Origin of the sequence: [Ruminococcus] lactaris ATCC 29176, assembly GCF_025152405.1 — a bacterium.
GTDB classification, from domain to species: domain Bacteria; phylum Bacillota; class Clostridia; order Lachnospirales; family Lachnospiraceae; genus Mediterraneibacter; species Mediterraneibacter lactaris.
On record NZ_CP102292.1, the window covers coordinates 282,306 to 297,300 of the forward strand.

Below are 14,995 nucleotides of genomic sequence, written 5' to 3' on the forward strand. Positions count from 1 at the left end.
AAAATTTTTCTAACTTTTACTTGCGTTTTAGGAAAAGTTGAGTTATACTGACTGACGTAGACAGAACAAGGGCGTTCCAATTTAAGATTGGAATGCCCTTTTTTATACATCAGGAAAGATTCTTTTGGTGATGTGTAAAATATGCAAAGCAGAAAGGGATTCTGTCATAGAGGAACCTGGATGCGACAAGAATCAATGAAAAGGAAGGGATATGTATGAGCACAGAAGTAATCAACGTAGCTGAAATCTTTGGAGAAAATGTATTTAATGATACAGTCATGCAGGAGCGTCTGCCAAAGAAAGTTTATAAGAACCTGAGAAAGACGATTGAAGAGGGAAAAGATCTTGACCTCGAAACAGCAGATGTAATTGCTCATGAGATGAAGGAATGGGCCATTGAGAAAGGTGCTACTCATTATACTCACTGGTTCTTGCCGCTGACAGGAGTTACGGCAGAGAAGCATGATTCATTTGTTTCTGCACCACTTCCGAGTGGTAAAGTCCTGATGAGCTTCTCAGGAAAAGAATTGATCAAAGGAGAGCCGGATGCTTCATCCTTCCCGTCAGGAGGACTGAGAGCGACATTTGAAGCAAGAGGATATACAGCATGGGATTGTACTTCACCGGCATTCGTAAGACAGGACGCAGGCGGAGCTACACTTTGCATTCCGACAGCATTCTGCTCTTATACAGGAGAGGCACTGGATCAGAAGACACCGCTGCTTCGTTCCATGGAAGCAATTAATAAAGAAGCATTAAGACTGCTCCGTTTATTTGGAAACACAACATCTAAGAAAGTAACTCCTTCTGTTGGAGCTGAGCAGGAGTACTTCCTCGTAGATGCAGAGAAGTTTGAACAGAGAAAAGACCTGATCTATACAGGACGTACCCTTTTCGGTGCAATGCCTCCGAAGGGACAGGAACTGGATGATCATTACTTTGGAACGATCCGTCAGAGGATCGCATCTTTCATGAGAGATGTAAATATCCAGTTGTGGAAAGTCGGCGTTACAGCAAAGACACAGCATAATGAAGTTGCTCCGGCACAGCACGAGCTTGCTCCGATCTATTCCGAAGCAAATATTGCAGTAGATCAGAACCAGCTCACAATGCAGACGTTGAAGAGAGTTGCATGCCAGCATGGAATGAAGTGCCTGCTTCATGAGAAACCATTTGCAGGAGTAAACGGTTCCGGTAAGCATAATAACTGGTCCATTACAACAGACGATGGAATCAATCTTCTTGAGCCAGGTAAGACACCTCATGAAAATACACAGTTCCTTCTGGTACTTGCCTGCATTCTGAAGGCAGTGAATGTACATGCAGATCTGCTTAGAGAATCCGCAGCAGATCCGGGAAATGACCACAGACTTGGAGCAAATGAAGCACCACCGGCGATTATTTCCATCTTCCTTGGCGAGCAGCTTGAGGATGTGGTAGATCAGCTGATCAGCACAGGAGAGGCTACGCACAGCCTGAATGGAGGAAAGCTGGATACAGGTGTCAGCACACTTCCGGAGCTTTCAAAAGATGCAACAGACAGAAACAGAACATCACCGTTCGCATTTACAGGAAATAAATTTGAGTTCCGTATGGTAGGATCAAGAGATTCCATCGCAAATCCGAACATTGTACTGAATACGATCGTTGCTGAAGCATTTGCAGATGCGTGTGATATTCTTGAGAAGGCAGATGACTTTGATCTTGCAGTACATGACCTGATCAAAGAATATCTGACAGACAATCAGAGAATTATCTTCAACGGAAATGGATATTCTGATGAGTGGGTTGCAGAGGCTGAGAGAAGAGGACTTCCGAACATCAAGTCCATGGTAGAAGCGATTCCTGCAATTACAACAGATAAGTCCATCAAGCTGTTTGAGAGATTTAGTGTATTTACAAAGGCAGAGCTTGAGTCCCGTGCAGAGATCCAGTATGAGGCATATGCAAAGGCAATTAATATCGAGGCGCGTACGATGATCGATATGGCAAGCAAGCAGTTCCTGCCTGCATTTATCAAATATACAAAGACACTGGCTGATACAGTTCTTGCTGTAAAAGAGGCAGGTGTGGATGCTGCAGTCCAGACTGAAGCATTGAAGGAAGTAAGTGCTCTTATGGCTGAGACAAAGGCAGCACTGGATGTCCTTGTGAAAGTAACAGATGAGGCAGCAGCAAAAGAAGAGGGAGAAGTGCAGGCGAACTTCTATCATTCAGATGTTGTTCCGGCTATGGAAGCACTTCGTGCTCCGGTCGACAAGCTTGAGATGATCGTTGACAAAGAGGCTTGGCCAATGCCATCTTACGGAGACCTGATCTTCGAGGTATAATATTCATAAAAGTTTTACTTATTATAAAAAGTTACTGTTCGGATGAAACGTCCGGGCAGTGACTTTTTTTATTTTTATAGTATAATGAAAAAGAAATATAAAAAGAAAGTGTGGAGAATAAAAATGCAGTCAGCAGCAGAATTGAAAAGTTTACTGAACCGGATCGACCATAAAGGCTATCCGGCTTATAAAGATACAAAAGGAATCTATCAGTTTCAGGGATATGAATTGTCTATTGACCATGTGCAGGGTGATCCATTTGCGTCACCGTCAAAGGTAAGTGTCCGTGTGCGGGGAAGACAGGCAGCATTTCCGAAAGAATTGTATAAAGAAAGACATCAGAGAGTTGCGTTGCAGGATGAACTGACGCGGCAGTTTGGAAGAAGGGCAGAACGCTTTGCATTTAAGGCAAAAGGATCGGGAAAAAGTGGCCTGATTTCAGTAAGCCGGTGTGGACAGGAAGTGCTGGAACGGACAGCGTGCCGGATTGATGAAAGGACGGGAGATGTGACGCTGAGAATGGAGATTGGATTTCCTGCAAATGGAAGAACGATCAATGCAAGAGAACTGGAAAAGATCCTGTTTGAATTTGTACCGGAATGTGTCAGATATTCACTTTTTTATAAAAATATGAATGAAGGAAAGCTCAGAGAGATCATTGACCTGGCGGAAGACCAGCATTATATAAGAGAAATGTTATCGGAGCTGGGACTCTGTGCCTTTGTGGCAAATGGAAGTATTCTTCCAAGAGAGTCGGGAATTTCAGCAAAACCGATGCGTGGCGGGGTGAAATTTATTTCTTCGAAGGAGCAGGAAGTGACTTTGGAATTACCGCATAAGGGAAAGCTTACAGGAATGGGGATTAAAAAAGGAATTACCCTGATCGTTGGCGGAGGCTATCATGGAAAGTCGACACTTTTGAAAGCGTTGGAACTGGGAGTGTATGACCATATTGCCGGTGATGGACGGGAGTATGTGATTACGGATGCATCTGCATTGAAATTACGTGCAGAAGATGGAAGAAGTATCCAAAAGACAGATATTTCCATGTTTATCAATGATCTTCCAAATGGAAAGGATACGGTCGGCTTCTGCACAGAAGATGCAAGTGGAAGTACTTCACAGGCGGCAAATGTGGTAGAGGGAATTGAAGCGGGAACAAAACTTCTTCTGATCGATGAGGATACAAGTGCTACGAATTTCATGATCCGTGATGAACTGATGCAGCGGGTGATTCACCGGGAAATGGAGCCGATCACTCCGTTTATTGAACGCATCCGGGAGTTGTATGAAGAATACGATATTTCTACGGTGATCGTGGCGGGCAGTTCGGGAGCTTATTTCCATATAGCGGACAGCGTGATTCAGATGGACCGGTATATGCCGAAAGACATTACAGCTTTTGCAAAGAAAGAAGCAGAGACATTTCCGGCGATCAGTGTACCGGAAGTGGCTGCAAAGCGACCGGATTTCAGAAGATGTCCGACAGCAAACCGGGAATTAAAAAGCGGAGACCGTGTGAAAATGAAAGTGATGGGATGCGAGGCGGTGTCCATCAACCGGGACACGATCGATCTTCGCTATGTAGAACAATTGACAGACAGCGAGCAGCTTACTACACTTGGGTATTGTATCCGTTATGCACAGAAGCAGATCATAGATGGAAAAAAGACGCTGCAAGAGATTGTCGGGGAACTGGAAAAGACACTGGACAAAGGCGGGCTGGAGGCTCTGAGTGGAAGTGGTTCAAGTGTGCCATGTATGGCAATGCCGAGGAGACAGGAGATTTTCGCCTGCTTTAACCGGTACAGAGGGCTGAAACTGTAGAATAGAATTGGAAGATAATGGAAAAGGAGAGAAAGCATGGCAAAAAAAGTAATCCTTGCCTCCGGCTCGCCGAGAAGAAAAGAACTTTTAGAGCAGGTCGGAGTGGAGTTTGAGCAGAGAGTAAGCGGAAAAGAAGAACGGTATACAGCGACAGAACCAAAAGAGATTGTGAAGGAACTGGCACTGATGAAAGCCGAAAATGTTGCGTCAGATATAGAAGCAGAGAAAGGACTTCTGATAGATACAGTCGTGATCGGTGCAGATACGATCGTAGTTTTGGACGGGCAGATTCTTGGAAAGCCAAGGAATGAAGAACATGCATTTGAAATGCTTCAGAATCTCCAGGGAAGAAGCCATGAAGTTTATACAGGTGTGGCATTTCTTTCTTATAATAAAGAAGGAAAAAAAGAGGTAATCTCTCATGCAGTTGAGACGAAAGTTCATGTGCATGAAATGAGCGAAAAGGAAATCCGCGAATATGTTGCAACAAAAGACCCGATGGATAAGGCGGGCGGATACGGAATCCAGGGAGTGTTCGCTGCTTATATCGACGGGATCGAGGGAGACTATTATAACGTAGTGGGACTTCCGGTGTCGTATGTGTATCAGCAGTTGAAGGAGATATGTTTGATGTGCTAACGAAAGCATGGTTATAAGTATGCTTATTTATTTTGAAGTTGAAAAAGAGCGAAAACAATTTGAAATCAGATAAAATATCTGTTTATATTGAAAAAATTATTATTATTGTATAATAAAAACATAAGGCGTGCGTCACATAGAAAAAAGTAACTGATATTGTAATATGCTTTATGAAAGGAGCAAGTTTATGAAGTGTAAATTTTTTACAGCTTTCTTTTATTAAAATTTCCGGAGGCATAATAGATGATTTATTATTTTGACAGCGTTTATGTCATAGGCGGTTTAGCATTACTTTTTCTTATACTACTGGCTTTTTTGAAATTTATGAAAAGAAAAAGCAATATGTATTTATTATGCTTTTCTGTTATGTACATATACTTATGTGTTGTCCTTGATTTAACGCAATTCCCAATTTATGCATCGGAAGGAATGAAAGCAGCAATGGGTGGACAAAATGTTTGGAGAGAAATGAATTTGATTCCACTAAAGACGATAGTGACAGATTTTTCAATGGAGAGCGTTCTGAATATTATAGTGACAATTCCATTGGGATTTGGGTTATCGTTTCTGATGAGATGCTCTTGGCGACAAATTATGCTGAGTGGATTACTGGTGGGTGGATGTGCAGAGGCAGGGCAATTATTGACTGCGTTATGGGTTGGATTTACTTTCAGACATGTGAATATAGACGATATTCTTTTGAATATTATAGGAGTATTGTTAGGATATGGGGTATTTAAAATATTCCGTAATGTATTTCAGTGGGGATACAAAAAGTTAGAAACGAACTCAAATGCTTTTTTGTCCTATATTAAATGTGTGTGCGATGACAATTCTGATGCATTGTTAAAGTGATATATGAAAAATGCAGAGGGAAAAGATTTAAGATAAAGGGGAAAACATCCTGGCAGTTTTGACTGTCGGGATGTTTTGTTATGAAATCGGATGATCGGTTGATAAAAGGTTGAATAATTCTCATTTTATCCCCTTCGAATTCGAGGGGGAAATGGGGAAGGAGAAAATACATTAACAATTTCACCCAAGATCAGGAGACAGGAATTTATACACAATTCCACAATTTTTCCCCATTCTCTTTCAGCCATTTTTCCTGGACTTTGTAATCCGGCAGAACGGACGCAACTACATTATAAAAAGCTCTGGAGTGGTTCATTTCTTTCCGATGAGCCAGCTCATGAACGACAATATAATCAACCACTTCTTCGGGAGCGAAGATCAGACGCCAGTTAAAGTTAAGGTTTCCCTTGCTGCTGCAGCTTCCCCAGCGGGTCTTCTGCTCCCGGATAGAGATCCGGCCGTAAGTAACGCCCATAAGTCTTGCGTAGTAAGCAGCCTTTTGCGTAAAAATAGAACGGGCAGTCTCAATATACCGTCTGCGTTGTGCATCTGAGAGCGTGGGGCGGTCTTTTTTTAGTTGTACCTGTTTTTCGTAACGCTGCTTATTTTCGGCAGAATGTTTTACGATCCAGTCAGCTTTCTGATGGATGAAAGAATTGATAAAGGAACGGGGACAACCATAGGGAGCACGCACGATGACCTGTCCGTCAGGACGGATCTGAATTGCAACGGATTTCCGCTTACTGTAGATAATTTCGTAAGAAATGGGAAAACTCATACTTATTGTACCTCCGGTCTGTAATGATTAGGTCTGCATTTATTATAACTCAAAAGACAGAGATGAAAAATGAGAAAAATTTATTGTTTCTATACAAAGGATACAAATAAGCGAAATTGTTCCTATAGGAAGAACTACAAAAGTAGAGAAATTAAAGTGCGGAAAATTGTATAAATTGTTTGTGAAAAAATACAATCGTTATTTATTTAACGAAAACCACCTGAAAAAGCGATAAAAAATGGACAGAACGTAGAATAAAAAAAGAGCAAATTGAAGTAAAAATAGAGTGGTCTCGGTATTTTTCTGCGAGGTTTGTAAAATGTTGACAAAAGAATTTTTCGGGAGTACTATTCCATTAAATAAGAAGAAAAGGAGGGAGCAATACGGGAAATCTGGCAGACACTTTGATGGAAGAACTGAACTGTGAAACGGTGTTCACTCTTCCGATAGTAGGTGGGATTTCAGAATCAGTTGTTGTTACCTGGATTATTATGGCGGTGCTTGTTCTTGCATCGATCATCCTGGTAAGAAACCTGAAAGTAGAAAATCCCGGAAAGGTGCAGCTTGCTCTGGAGGCCGGTATCGGCTGGGCAGAGGATTTCTTTGAGGGAATTTTAGGAAAAGAGAACAAGGGATATATACCGTATCTGATCACGGTACTTCTTTATCTGGCTTGTTCTAATACGCTTGCACCGTTATTTGGCTTTAAGCCGCCGACGAAAGATCTGAACGTAACGGCAGCACTTGCGATCATGAGTATGTGCCTGATCGAGTTTTCGGGCATTAAGAAGAATGGAATGAAGCACTGGGTAAAACACTTTGCTGAGCCTATTCCGATCGTAGCACCGATTATGATTTTGGAGATCGTCATCCGGCCATTGTCGCTTTGTATGCGATTATTTGGAAATATGCTGGCAGGATTTGTGGTAATGGAGCTTCTGAAAGCTGTAGTTCCACTGATTGTACCGATTCCGGTCAGTTTTTATTTCGATATTTTCGATGGCCTTCTTCAGGCGTACGTATTTGTATTCCTGACATCTTTATTCATGATGGAAGAGATGGAGTAAATGTGATCCGCCTGGAGTATCAGACGGGGAAAATCCGGATCACGTGAACAATTTTTAATTAAGAAAAGGAGATTAAGATTATGTCAACACTTATTGCTATTGGAGCAGCTATTGCAGTATTTACAGGTATTGGAGCAGGTATTGGTATCGGACATGCTACAGGAAAGGCTGTAGAAGCGATCGCAAGACAGCCGGAAGCAGAAGGAAAGATCAGTAAGAACCTGATCCTTGGATGTGCACTTGCAGAGGCAACAGCTATTTACGGTTTCATCATCGGTATCCTGATCATCTTCTTCCTGAAATAAGAGCAGAAAAGAGATGGAGGCAGATAACAGGAAAGGCAGGTGTAAAAGGTGCTTTCAATAAATATGGGACTTGTTTGGACCATTATCAACCTTATTGTTCTCTTTCTTCTGTTGAGACATTTCCTGATCAATCCGGTAAGTAATATCATGGAGCAGCGTAGAAAGCTGATCGCAGATGGTCTTCAGAACGCACAGGATACGCAGGACGAAGCGAACCGGTTAAAAGCGGAATATGAGGAAGCACTGAGCGGAGCAAAGAAAGAATCCGCAGAGATTGTTGACAAAGCACGGATCGATGCCAGGGCAGAGTATGACCGCATTGTTGGTGAAGCCGGAGCGAAGGCGGGCAATATCATTGAGAATGCAAAAGAAAATGTGCGTATCGAGCGTGAACAAACAATGAAAGAGCTTCAGTCCCAGATCGCAGGACTTGCGATCGCTTCCGCAGAGAAGATCGTGGGTGACAAAGAGCAGAACATTTATGACCAGTTTTTGGGAGAAGTAGGTGGGACAGATGAAGATACAGACAAGTAAAAGTCAGATTTACTGCCCTGTGGCAGCAGTCAGATATGCACGGGTGCTGTATGAAGTCAATGTCCCGGCAGAAGCTGTGCAGAAGACACGAGAGATCTTCAGTGAAGTACCGCAGCTTCACGATATTTTCGTGAACCCTACCATTGATCTTAAGAAAAAAATGACAGTGATAGATAAGGTATTTCCGGAGGAGATCAGAAATTTCCTTAAAGTGGTTTGCAAATATCAGCGAATGGATCTGATCGAGGATATTTTCGCCGCATATGACAGGTACTGCGATGAACAGAACCAGGTTCTGAATGCTGTCCTGACATGTACTGTACCTCCGAGTGAGGAACAGAAAAAAGGAATGGAGGCGTTCCTTTGCAAAAAGTATGGAGCTAAAAAAGCAAAGATTGAAGTATGCCAGGATCAGGCACTGCTTGGCGGTTTTATTCTCCGCGTTGGCAGTGATGAGTATGACTGGAGTATGAAAGGACGCCTGAACAGATTAGAACAAAGATTGACCTGGAGGTGAACAAGGTGAGTTCAATCAATTCAGATGAGATTATTTCTATCCTGAAAGAGGAGATAGAAAATTTTGATACACTGAGCAAGGACAGTGAAGTTGGTACTGTTGTTGCTGTAGGTGACGGAATCGCCACGATTTATGGGATTGATCACGCCATGTACGGGGAGATCGTTACCTTCGAGACAGGCCTGAAAGGAATGGTACAGGATATCCGTAAGAATGAAATCGGATGTATTCTTTTCGGAAGCGATACAGGCATCCGCGAAGGCACGAAGGTAGCCCGTACAGGAAAGAAGGCAGGCGTTCCGGTTGGCGATGCTTATGTAGGAAGAGTTGTAAATGCACTCGGTGAACCGATCGACGGAAAAGGTGAGATTGCATCAGACGATTACCGCCCGATCGAGAATGAAGCACCGGGAATCGTAGATCGTAAATCAGTCAGTGTCCCGATGGAAACCGGTATTCTTTCCATCGATGCAATGTTTCCGATCGGTCGTGGACAGCGTGAGCTGATCATTGGAGACCGTCAGACGGGAAAGACATCCATTGCTTTGGACACAATTCTGAATCAGAAAGGCAAAGATGTAATCTGTGTCTATGTTGCAATCGGACAGAAAGCATCGACAGTTGCCAAAGTTGTAAATACATTGCAGACGCATGGAGCGATGGATTATACGATTATCGTATCTTCCACAGCAAGCGACTGTGCCCCACTTCAGTACATTGCACCATATGCAGGAACAGCAATGGCTGAATATTTCATGCACAAGGGAAAAGATGCCCTGATCATTTATGATGATCTTTCCAAGCACGCAGTTGCTTATCGTGCTTTATCCCTGTTGCTTGGACGTTCTCCGGGACGTGAGGCATATCCGGGAGATGTCTTTTATCTTCATTCAAGACTTCTGGAGAGATCCAGCCGCCTGAGTGAGGAACTTGGAGGAGGTTCTATTACGGCACTTCCAATTATTGAAACGCAGGCAGGAGATGTATCTGCATACATCCCGACCAACGTAATTTCCATTACAGACGGACAGATCTTCCTGGAGAGCGGACTTTTCGCATCAGGAATGAGACCGGCGGTTAATGTCGGACTTTCTGTATCCCGTGTAGGTGGTGCGGCACAGACGAAAGCAATGAAAAAGGCATCAGGAAGTATCCGTATCGATCTTGCACAGTATCGTGAAATGGAAGTGTTTACGCAGTTCAGTTCTGATCTGGATGCGGCAACCAAGGAACAACTGGAATATGGAAGTGGTCTGATGGAACTTCTGAAGCAGCCATTATATCATCCGCTTTCACTGCATGAGAAGGTAATCACACTCTGTGCAGCAACGCATAAAGTACTTCTTGGAGTAGAAAAGACAAAGATCAAATCATTCCAGGCAGATATGCTTCGTTATTTTGATACAGAGCATCCGGAGATCGGTCAGGAGATCGAGGACAAGAAAGTATTGTCAGAGGAATTGATCACAAAGATCGTAGAGACGGCAAAGGAATTTAAGAAGAGCAGGTGTTAATATGGCAAATATCAGAGAGATACAGAGCAGGATCAACAGTGTCAAGGACACGATGAAGATTACCAATGCAATGTATATGATCTCTTCTTCAAAGCTGACGCAGGCAAGGAAAAAGCTGGCAGATACAGAGCCGTATTTCTATGCACTTCAGGGTGAGATCAGCCGTATTCTCCGTCATATGCCGGAACTGCATCACAGTTATTTCAATCAGAGAGAAGAGATCCCGGCAGAAGAACGAAAGATCGGATCGATCGTGATCACGGCGGATAAGGGTCTCGCCGGAGCTTACAACCATAACATTGTAAAGTTGGAAGAAGAAATCCTGGCGAAGCCGGGACAGCATAAGCTGTTCATTGTCGGAGAACTCGGAAGACATTATTTTGCCAAACGTGATGTAGAGATTGATACAAACTTTAAATATACAGTTCAGAGACCGACCATGCATCGTGCGAGGGACATTTCGGGAGTGATCCTGGAGCAGTTCCGCAACAGGGAGCTGGATGAGGTTTACGTGGTTTACACGAGAATGGAAAATTCGGTGCAGGCTGAAGCGGAAGTCATGAAACTGCTTCCTTTGGAGAGAAGTGATTTCGGTGAGATGAAGATGCCACTGAATATGTACCGTGAGGAAATCGAACTGAATCCATCACCGATGGCGGTCATGAACAGTATTGTACCAAGCTATATCAACGGTATGATCTATGGTTGTCTGGTAGAGGCATATGCAAGTGAACACAATGCACGTATGATGGCGATGAAATCGGCAACGGACAGTGCCCAGGAGCTGATCAAGGAACTGTCGATCCTCTATAACAGAGCAAGGCAGGCAGCCATTACGCAGGAGATCACGGAAGTCTGCAGTGGTGCGAGAGCACAGCAGAAGAAGAGTTAAGGTAACTGTTTAGGACAGATACAGAAAGCGAGATAGAGACATGAATAAAGGACGAATTGTACAGGTTATGGGACCTGTCGTTGACGTAGTATTTGAGAACGGCGACCTTCCTTTTATCAAAGATGCTCTTGAAGTTGAAAATAACGGAAAGAAATGCATCATGGAGGTTGCACAGCACCTCGGAAATAATGAGGTACGCTGCCTGATGCTTGCCGCCAGCGAAGGACTTTGCAAGGATATGGAAGTCACAGCGACCGGAGCGGGTATTCAGGTACCTGTCGGTGAGCAGACACTGGGCAGACTGTTCAATGTACTCGGTGAGACAATCGACAATGGCGAGCCGATCACTGATTCAAAAAAATGGGTCATCCACAGAGAGCCACCAACATTTGAAGAGCAAAGTCCGGTTGTAGAGATTCTTGAGACAGGAATCAAGGTTATCGACCTTCTTGCACCTTATGCAAAAGGTGGTAAGATCGGTCTGTTCGGTGGAGCCGGTGTAGGTAAGACTGTATTGATTCAGGAGCTGATCCGTAACATTGCCACGGAGCATGGCGGATATTCCATCTTTACAGGAGTCGGAGAGCGTTCCCGTGAGGGAAATGACCTCTGGACAGAAATGAAGGCATCAGGAGTACTGGATAAGACAGCACTGGTATTCGGACAGATGAATGAGCCACCTGGAGCACGTATGCGTGTCGCTGAGACAGGACTGACGATGGCAGAATATTTCCGTGATGAGCAGCATCAGAACGTGCTTCTCTTCATTGACAATATTTTCCGTTTTACACAGGCAGGATCTGAGGTATCCGCACTTCTTGGCCGTATGCCTTCAGCCGTTGGTTATCAGCCGACACTGGCTACCGAGATGGGTGAGCTTCAGGAGCGTATCGCATCAACAAAGAACGGTTCAGTTACATCCGTTCAGGCGGTCTATGTACCTGCCGATGACCTGACTGACCCGGCCCCGGCAACAACATTTGCCCATCTGGATGCGACAACTGTACTTTCAAGAAAGATCGTTGAGCAGGGAATTTATCCGGCAGTAGATCCGCTGGAGTCCAGTTCCCGTATTCTGGAAGCAGATGTAGTTGGAGAAGAACATTATGAGGTTGCAAATAAAGTAATCGCAATTCTTCAGAAATATAAAGAATTGCAGGATATCATTGCCATCCTTGGTATGGAAGAGTTATCAGATGAGGATAAGGCAACTGTTATGCGTGCAAGAAAGATTCAGAGATTCCTTTCTCAGCCGTTCTTTGTAGCGGAGACATTTACGGGAATCCCGGGAAAATATGTACCGCTGAAAGAAACGATCCGTGGATTCAAGATGATCATTGACGGAGAGATGGATGAATATCCGGAAAGTGCATTCTTTAATGTTGGAACGATCGACGATGTCATTGCAAAGGCAAAAGCTGAAGCAGAAGAGGCACAGGCATAATAACGGGGTGAGTGCATATGGATACATTTGGTCTTAAAATCATAGCGAGTGACGGAGTGTTCTATGCAGGAAGATGTCAGAAACTGACTATTCCGGCACCGGATGGTGAGAAAGGAATCCTTGCCCATCATGAGAATATGGTGATCGCGGTGACAGTCGGGATTGCCCGGATGAACGTTGACGGGACGGAATGGAAAGAGATTGCTGTAGGAACAGGATTTGCGGAGATTGTAAATAACCGTGTAACTCTGATCGTAGATACAGCGGAGAAGCCGGAAGATATTGATGTACGTCGTGCAAGAGAGCAGAAAGAGCGGGCAGAAGAACAGCTTCGTCAGAAGCAGAGTATTCAGCAGTATTATCATACGCAGGCTTCGCTGGCAAGAGCAATGAACCGACTGCGTCTGTCGCAGGATAAAAAATGGAACTTGTAAGCAAAGTGAAAATATAAGATTATATTTCTTAATGGAAGAGATGTGCATGGAAGGACAAAGGTCTGCAATGTACATCTCTTTTGTCGTACAAACCCAGGCAGGTGTCAGCCTGCCTGGGATCCCTTTTTTGTGATAAAGGAATCTTTTTTATTGCGTTTTCGTATGGATTATACTACAATTAATTATGTCTGAGTATGGGCAGAAGAACCATAGTAATAGAGACAAGGGGAGATATTTGTATGAGTGATAGAGATAATCCGCGTTCTCTCGTAGAGATTATGAATGATGTACTGAGTACGGTACGTGAACATTATGACTCCGAGTATGTATATTATATTGAAAAAGAATATGAAGATATTGATGTGATTTATGAGTGGTGTGCCAAGCATGTGCCATGGCAGAGGGATAAGATCAAGATGCTGCCGAAGGATCAACGGCCACGCTGGATGGAACAGGAGATTACGGACACCACGGAGGACAGCTACAGTGTCTTCAGGAGACTGGATGAGAATACTGTGGCAATTCTTGCAGCAGTAGGGGTTCACCGTGGAGGATGCGAAGTGGATCTGCTGCGGAGCGTTCTGGCGTATCTTCCGGAGGCCATTACTTTACAGAAGCTTCAGAAGCAGCAGGAGTATCTGAGTTATCATGACAAGCTTACGGGACTATACAATAGAAACAGTTTTGTTTCTTATACAACGGATATAAATCCCGATGAGTTAAATTCATTAGGTGCAGTATCGGTAGATATTAACGGTCTTAAGAATTTTAATAAGGAATTTGGAAGAGATTACGGAGATGAAGTAGTGATCCGTGTCGGGGAAGTGCTGGAAGAGTATTTCCATACTGCAAATGTATATCGTATGACCGGGGATGAGTACCTGGTTCTGGTGGAAAATATCACATACGAAGAGTTTATGAAGCAGGTACACGGCACGTATACGAAGCTGGATAATATCAGTCTCGGACTTGCTTCTCTTGGCTGTGCATGGGAGAAGATCGACATTGATGTGGATGCACTGGTTTTAAGTGCCGAGAACATGATGCGTGAAGAGAAGAAAAAGTATTATAAGAATCTGCGGAAGGGTCATCATGAACCGATCATCAAGCAGGATCTTCTGGAGGATATTGAGGAAGGCAGATTTATCGTATGTCTTGTTCCGAAGATTGATGTGGCGACCGGCAATGTGGCAGGAGCAGAGGCAGTCGTACGCTACCACCACAAGGATCTTGGAATCATGGAACCGGGAAGATATATTAATCTTCTGGAAGAGACAAGACTGTCCCATTATCTGGATCTGTATGTTTTTGAGGAGGTCTGCAAGACCCTGCACAGATGGGAGCTGGACAATCTCCCGATGATTCCGGTTTCTGTCAATTTTGCAGGCACGACATTAAGACAGGACAATCTAATCGAAGAGATGGAGAAGCTTATAGATCGGTATCGTGTCCGTTGTGAATATCTCGAAGTAGAGGTATCCGAATCTTATGCCGACATGAATCAGGAGATGCTGGCAGAGACCAGCAGTAAGATCCGGAAGGCGAATGTCCGGGTGATCCTGGATCATTTCGGGTCAAAAAATTCCAGCTTTTCCATTCTTTCACTGATGGAATTTGATGGATTGAAGCTGGATAAAAGTGTGATTTCAAATTTAGTCGGAAACCGGAGAAGCAGGCTTGTTGCAAAAGCGGTGATCGATATCTGCCGTCAGCTTGGTGCCGTGGTCATGGCATCCGGTGTGGAGACGCAGGATCAGGTGAATGTACTGGAAGAACTGGGATGTGATTATGCACAGGGATCATTCTTTAATAAGGCGATTACGATCGAGACATTTGAAGTAAGATATTTAAAAGAGTAG

14 protein-coding genes are annotated in these 14,995 nt (G+C 43.8%); 13 read left to right on the forward strand and 1 reads right to left on the reverse strand.

Annotated features, from left to right (window positions below):
• Positions 1 to 215 precede the first annotated feature (215 nt).
• The 4 genes from NQ541_RS01345 (at position 216) to NQ541_RS01360 (ending at position 5,651) form a co-directional block, all read left to right on the forward strand.
• Entirely contained in the window at positions 216 to 2,330 is a 2,115-nt protein-coding gene (locus NQ541_RS01345) for a glutamine synthetase III family protein (protein WP_005611009.1), read from the forward strand.
• Positions 2,331 to 2,453: 123 nt separating this feature from the next.
• Positions 2,454 to 4,157 carry an ABC-ATPase domain-containing protein gene (locus NQ541_RS01350; RefSeq protein ID WP_023921758.1) on the forward strand — a complete coding sequence of 568 codons (1,704 nt, stop codon included), beginning with the start codon at positions 2,454 to 2,456 and terminating at the stop codon, positions 4,155 to 4,157.
• 36 nt (positions 4,158 to 4,193) lie between these two features.
• The gene (locus NQ541_RS01355; protein ID WP_005611007.1) at positions 4,194 to 4,796 is read left to right on the forward strand and encodes a Maf family protein; all 603 of its coding nucleotides are present in this window, start codon (positions 4,194 to 4,196) and stop codon (positions 4,794 to 4,796) included.
• A gap of 243 nt (positions 4,797 to 5,039) precedes the next feature.
• Positions 5,040 to 5,651 (forward strand): VanZ family protein, encoded by a 612-nt coding sequence (locus NQ541_RS01360; RefSeq protein ID WP_005611006.1) that lies wholly within the window; start codon positions 5,040 to 5,042, stop codon positions 5,649 to 5,651.
• 205 nt (positions 5,652 to 5,856) lie between these two features.
• Here NQ541_RS01360 and NQ541_RS01365 read toward each other — a convergent pair whose 3' ends face one another.
• Positions 5,857 to 6,429, reverse strand: coding sequence for a M48 family metallopeptidase (locus NQ541_RS01365; protein WP_005611005.1), 573 nt, complete (start codon positions 6,427 to 6,429; stop codon positions 5,857 to 5,859).
• Positions 6,430 to 6,836: 407 nt separating this feature from the next.
• On the opposite strand from NQ541_RS01365, the gene NQ541_RS01370 reads away from it, so the two are divergent.
• The 9 genes from NQ541_RS01370 to NQ541_RS01410 all read left to right on the forward strand — a co-directional run bounded on the left by NQ541_RS01370 (position 6,837) and on the right by NQ541_RS01410 (position 14,995).
• A complete protein-coding gene (locus tag NQ541_RS01370; protein ID WP_005611004.1) occupies positions 6,837 to 7,496 on the forward strand; it encodes a F0F1 ATP synthase subunit A in 660 nt (219 codons plus the stop codon).
• A gap of 80 nt (positions 7,497 to 7,576) precedes the next feature.
• On the forward strand, positions 7,577 to 7,801 hold the full coding sequence (gene atpE / locus NQ541_RS01375; RefSeq protein ID WP_005611003.1) for an ATP synthase F0 subunit C: 225 nt from the start codon (positions 7,577 to 7,579) through the stop codon (positions 7,799 to 7,801).
• Positions 7,802 to 7,864: 63 nt separating this feature from the next.
• Positions 7,865 to 8,335 (forward strand): F0F1 ATP synthase subunit B, encoded by a 471-nt coding sequence (gene atpF, locus NQ541_RS01380; protein WP_005611002.1) that lies wholly within the window; start codon positions 7,865 to 7,867, stop codon positions 8,333 to 8,335.
• Positions 8,316 to 8,852: an ATP synthase F1 subunit delta gene (gene atpH, locus NQ541_RS01385; RefSeq protein ID WP_005611001.1), complete on the forward strand. Its 537-nt coding sequence runs from the start codon at positions 8,316 to 8,318 to the stop codon at positions 8,850 to 8,852. Before atpF ends, atpH begins: the two co-directional genes overlap by 20 nt.
• A 5-nt stretch (positions 8,853 to 8,857) precedes the next feature.
• Entirely contained in the window at positions 8,858 to 10,366 is a 1,509-nt protein-coding gene (gene atpA, locus NQ541_RS01390; protein ID WP_023921762.1) for a F0F1 ATP synthase subunit alpha, read from the forward strand.
• A gap of 1 nt (position 10,367) precedes the next feature.
• Positions 10,368 to 11,258 (forward strand): ATP synthase F1 subunit gamma, encoded by an 891-nt coding sequence (gene atpG / locus NQ541_RS01395; RefSeq protein WP_005610999.1) that lies wholly within the window; start codon positions 10,368 to 10,370, stop codon positions 11,256 to 11,258.
• 40 nt (positions 11,259 to 11,298) lie between these two features.
• Positions 11,299 to 12,702 carry a F0F1 ATP synthase subunit beta gene (atpD, locus tag NQ541_RS01400; protein WP_005610997.1) on the forward strand — a complete coding sequence of 468 codons (1,404 nt, stop codon included), beginning with the start codon at positions 11,299 to 11,301 and terminating at the stop codon, positions 12,700 to 12,702.
• Between the two features lie 17 nt (positions 12,703 to 12,719).
• Positions 12,720 to 13,136: an ATP synthase F1 subunit epsilon gene (gene atpC, locus NQ541_RS01405; protein WP_005610996.1), complete on the forward strand. Its 417-nt coding sequence runs from the start codon at positions 12,720 to 12,722 to the stop codon at positions 13,134 to 13,136.
• A gap of 239 nt (positions 13,137 to 13,375) precedes the next feature.
• Positions 13,376 to 14,995: a bifunctional diguanylate cyclase/phosphodiesterase gene (locus tag NQ541_RS01410; protein ID WP_023921765.1), complete on the forward strand. Its 1,620-nt coding sequence runs from the start codon at positions 13,376 to 13,378 to the stop codon at positions 14,993 to 14,995.

Excerpts from the sequence above, each read along its gene's own strand:
- NQ541_RS01345 (WP_005611009.1), top strand. The coding sequence starts at position 216 with ATGAGCACAGAAGTAATCAACGTAGCTGAAATCTTTGGAGAAAATGTA.
- NQ541_RS01350 (WP_023921758.1), top strand. The coding sequence starts at position 2,454 with ATGCAGTCAGCAGCAGAATTGAAAAGTTTACTGAACCGGATCGACCAT.
- NQ541_RS01355 (WP_005611007.1), top strand. The coding sequence starts at position 4,194 with ATGGCAAAAAAAGTAATCCTTGCCTCCGGCTCGCCGAGAAGAAAAGAA.
- NQ541_RS01360 (WP_005611006.1), top strand. The coding sequence starts at position 5,040 with ATGATTTATTATTTTGACAGCGTTTATGTCATAGGCGGTTTAGCATTA.
- NQ541_RS01365 (WP_005611005.1), bottom strand. The coding sequence starts at position 6,429 with ATGAGTTTTCCCATTTCTTACGAAATTATCTACAGTAAGCGGAAATCC.
- NQ541_RS01370 (WP_005611004.1), top strand. The coding sequence starts at position 6,837 with ATGGAAGAACTGAACTGTGAAACGGTGTTCACTCTTCCGATAGTAGGT.
- atpE (WP_005611003.1), top strand. The coding sequence starts at position 7,577 with ATGTCAACACTTATTGCTATTGGAGCAGCTATTGCAGTATTTACAGGT.
- atpF (WP_005611002.1), top strand. The coding sequence starts at position 7,865 with ATGGGACTTGTTTGGACCATTATCAACCTTATTGTTCTCTTTCTTCTG.
- atpH (WP_005611001.1), top strand. The coding sequence starts at position 8,316 with ATGAAGATACAGACAAGTAAAAGTCAGATTTACTGCCCTGTGGCAGCA.
- atpG (WP_005610999.1), top strand. The coding sequence starts at position 10,368 with ATGGCAAATATCAGAGAGATACAGAGCAGGATCAACAGTGTCAAGGAC.
- atpD (WP_005610997.1), top strand. The coding sequence starts at position 11,299 with ATGAATAAAGGACGAATTGTACAGGTTATGGGACCTGTCGTTGACGTA.
- atpC (WP_005610996.1), top strand. The coding sequence starts at position 12,720 with ATGGATACATTTGGTCTTAAAATCATAGCGAGTGACGGAGTGTTCTAT.
- NQ541_RS01410 (WP_023921765.1), top strand. The coding sequence starts at position 13,376 with ATGAGTGATAGAGATAATCCGCGTTCTCTCGTAGAGATTATGAATGAT.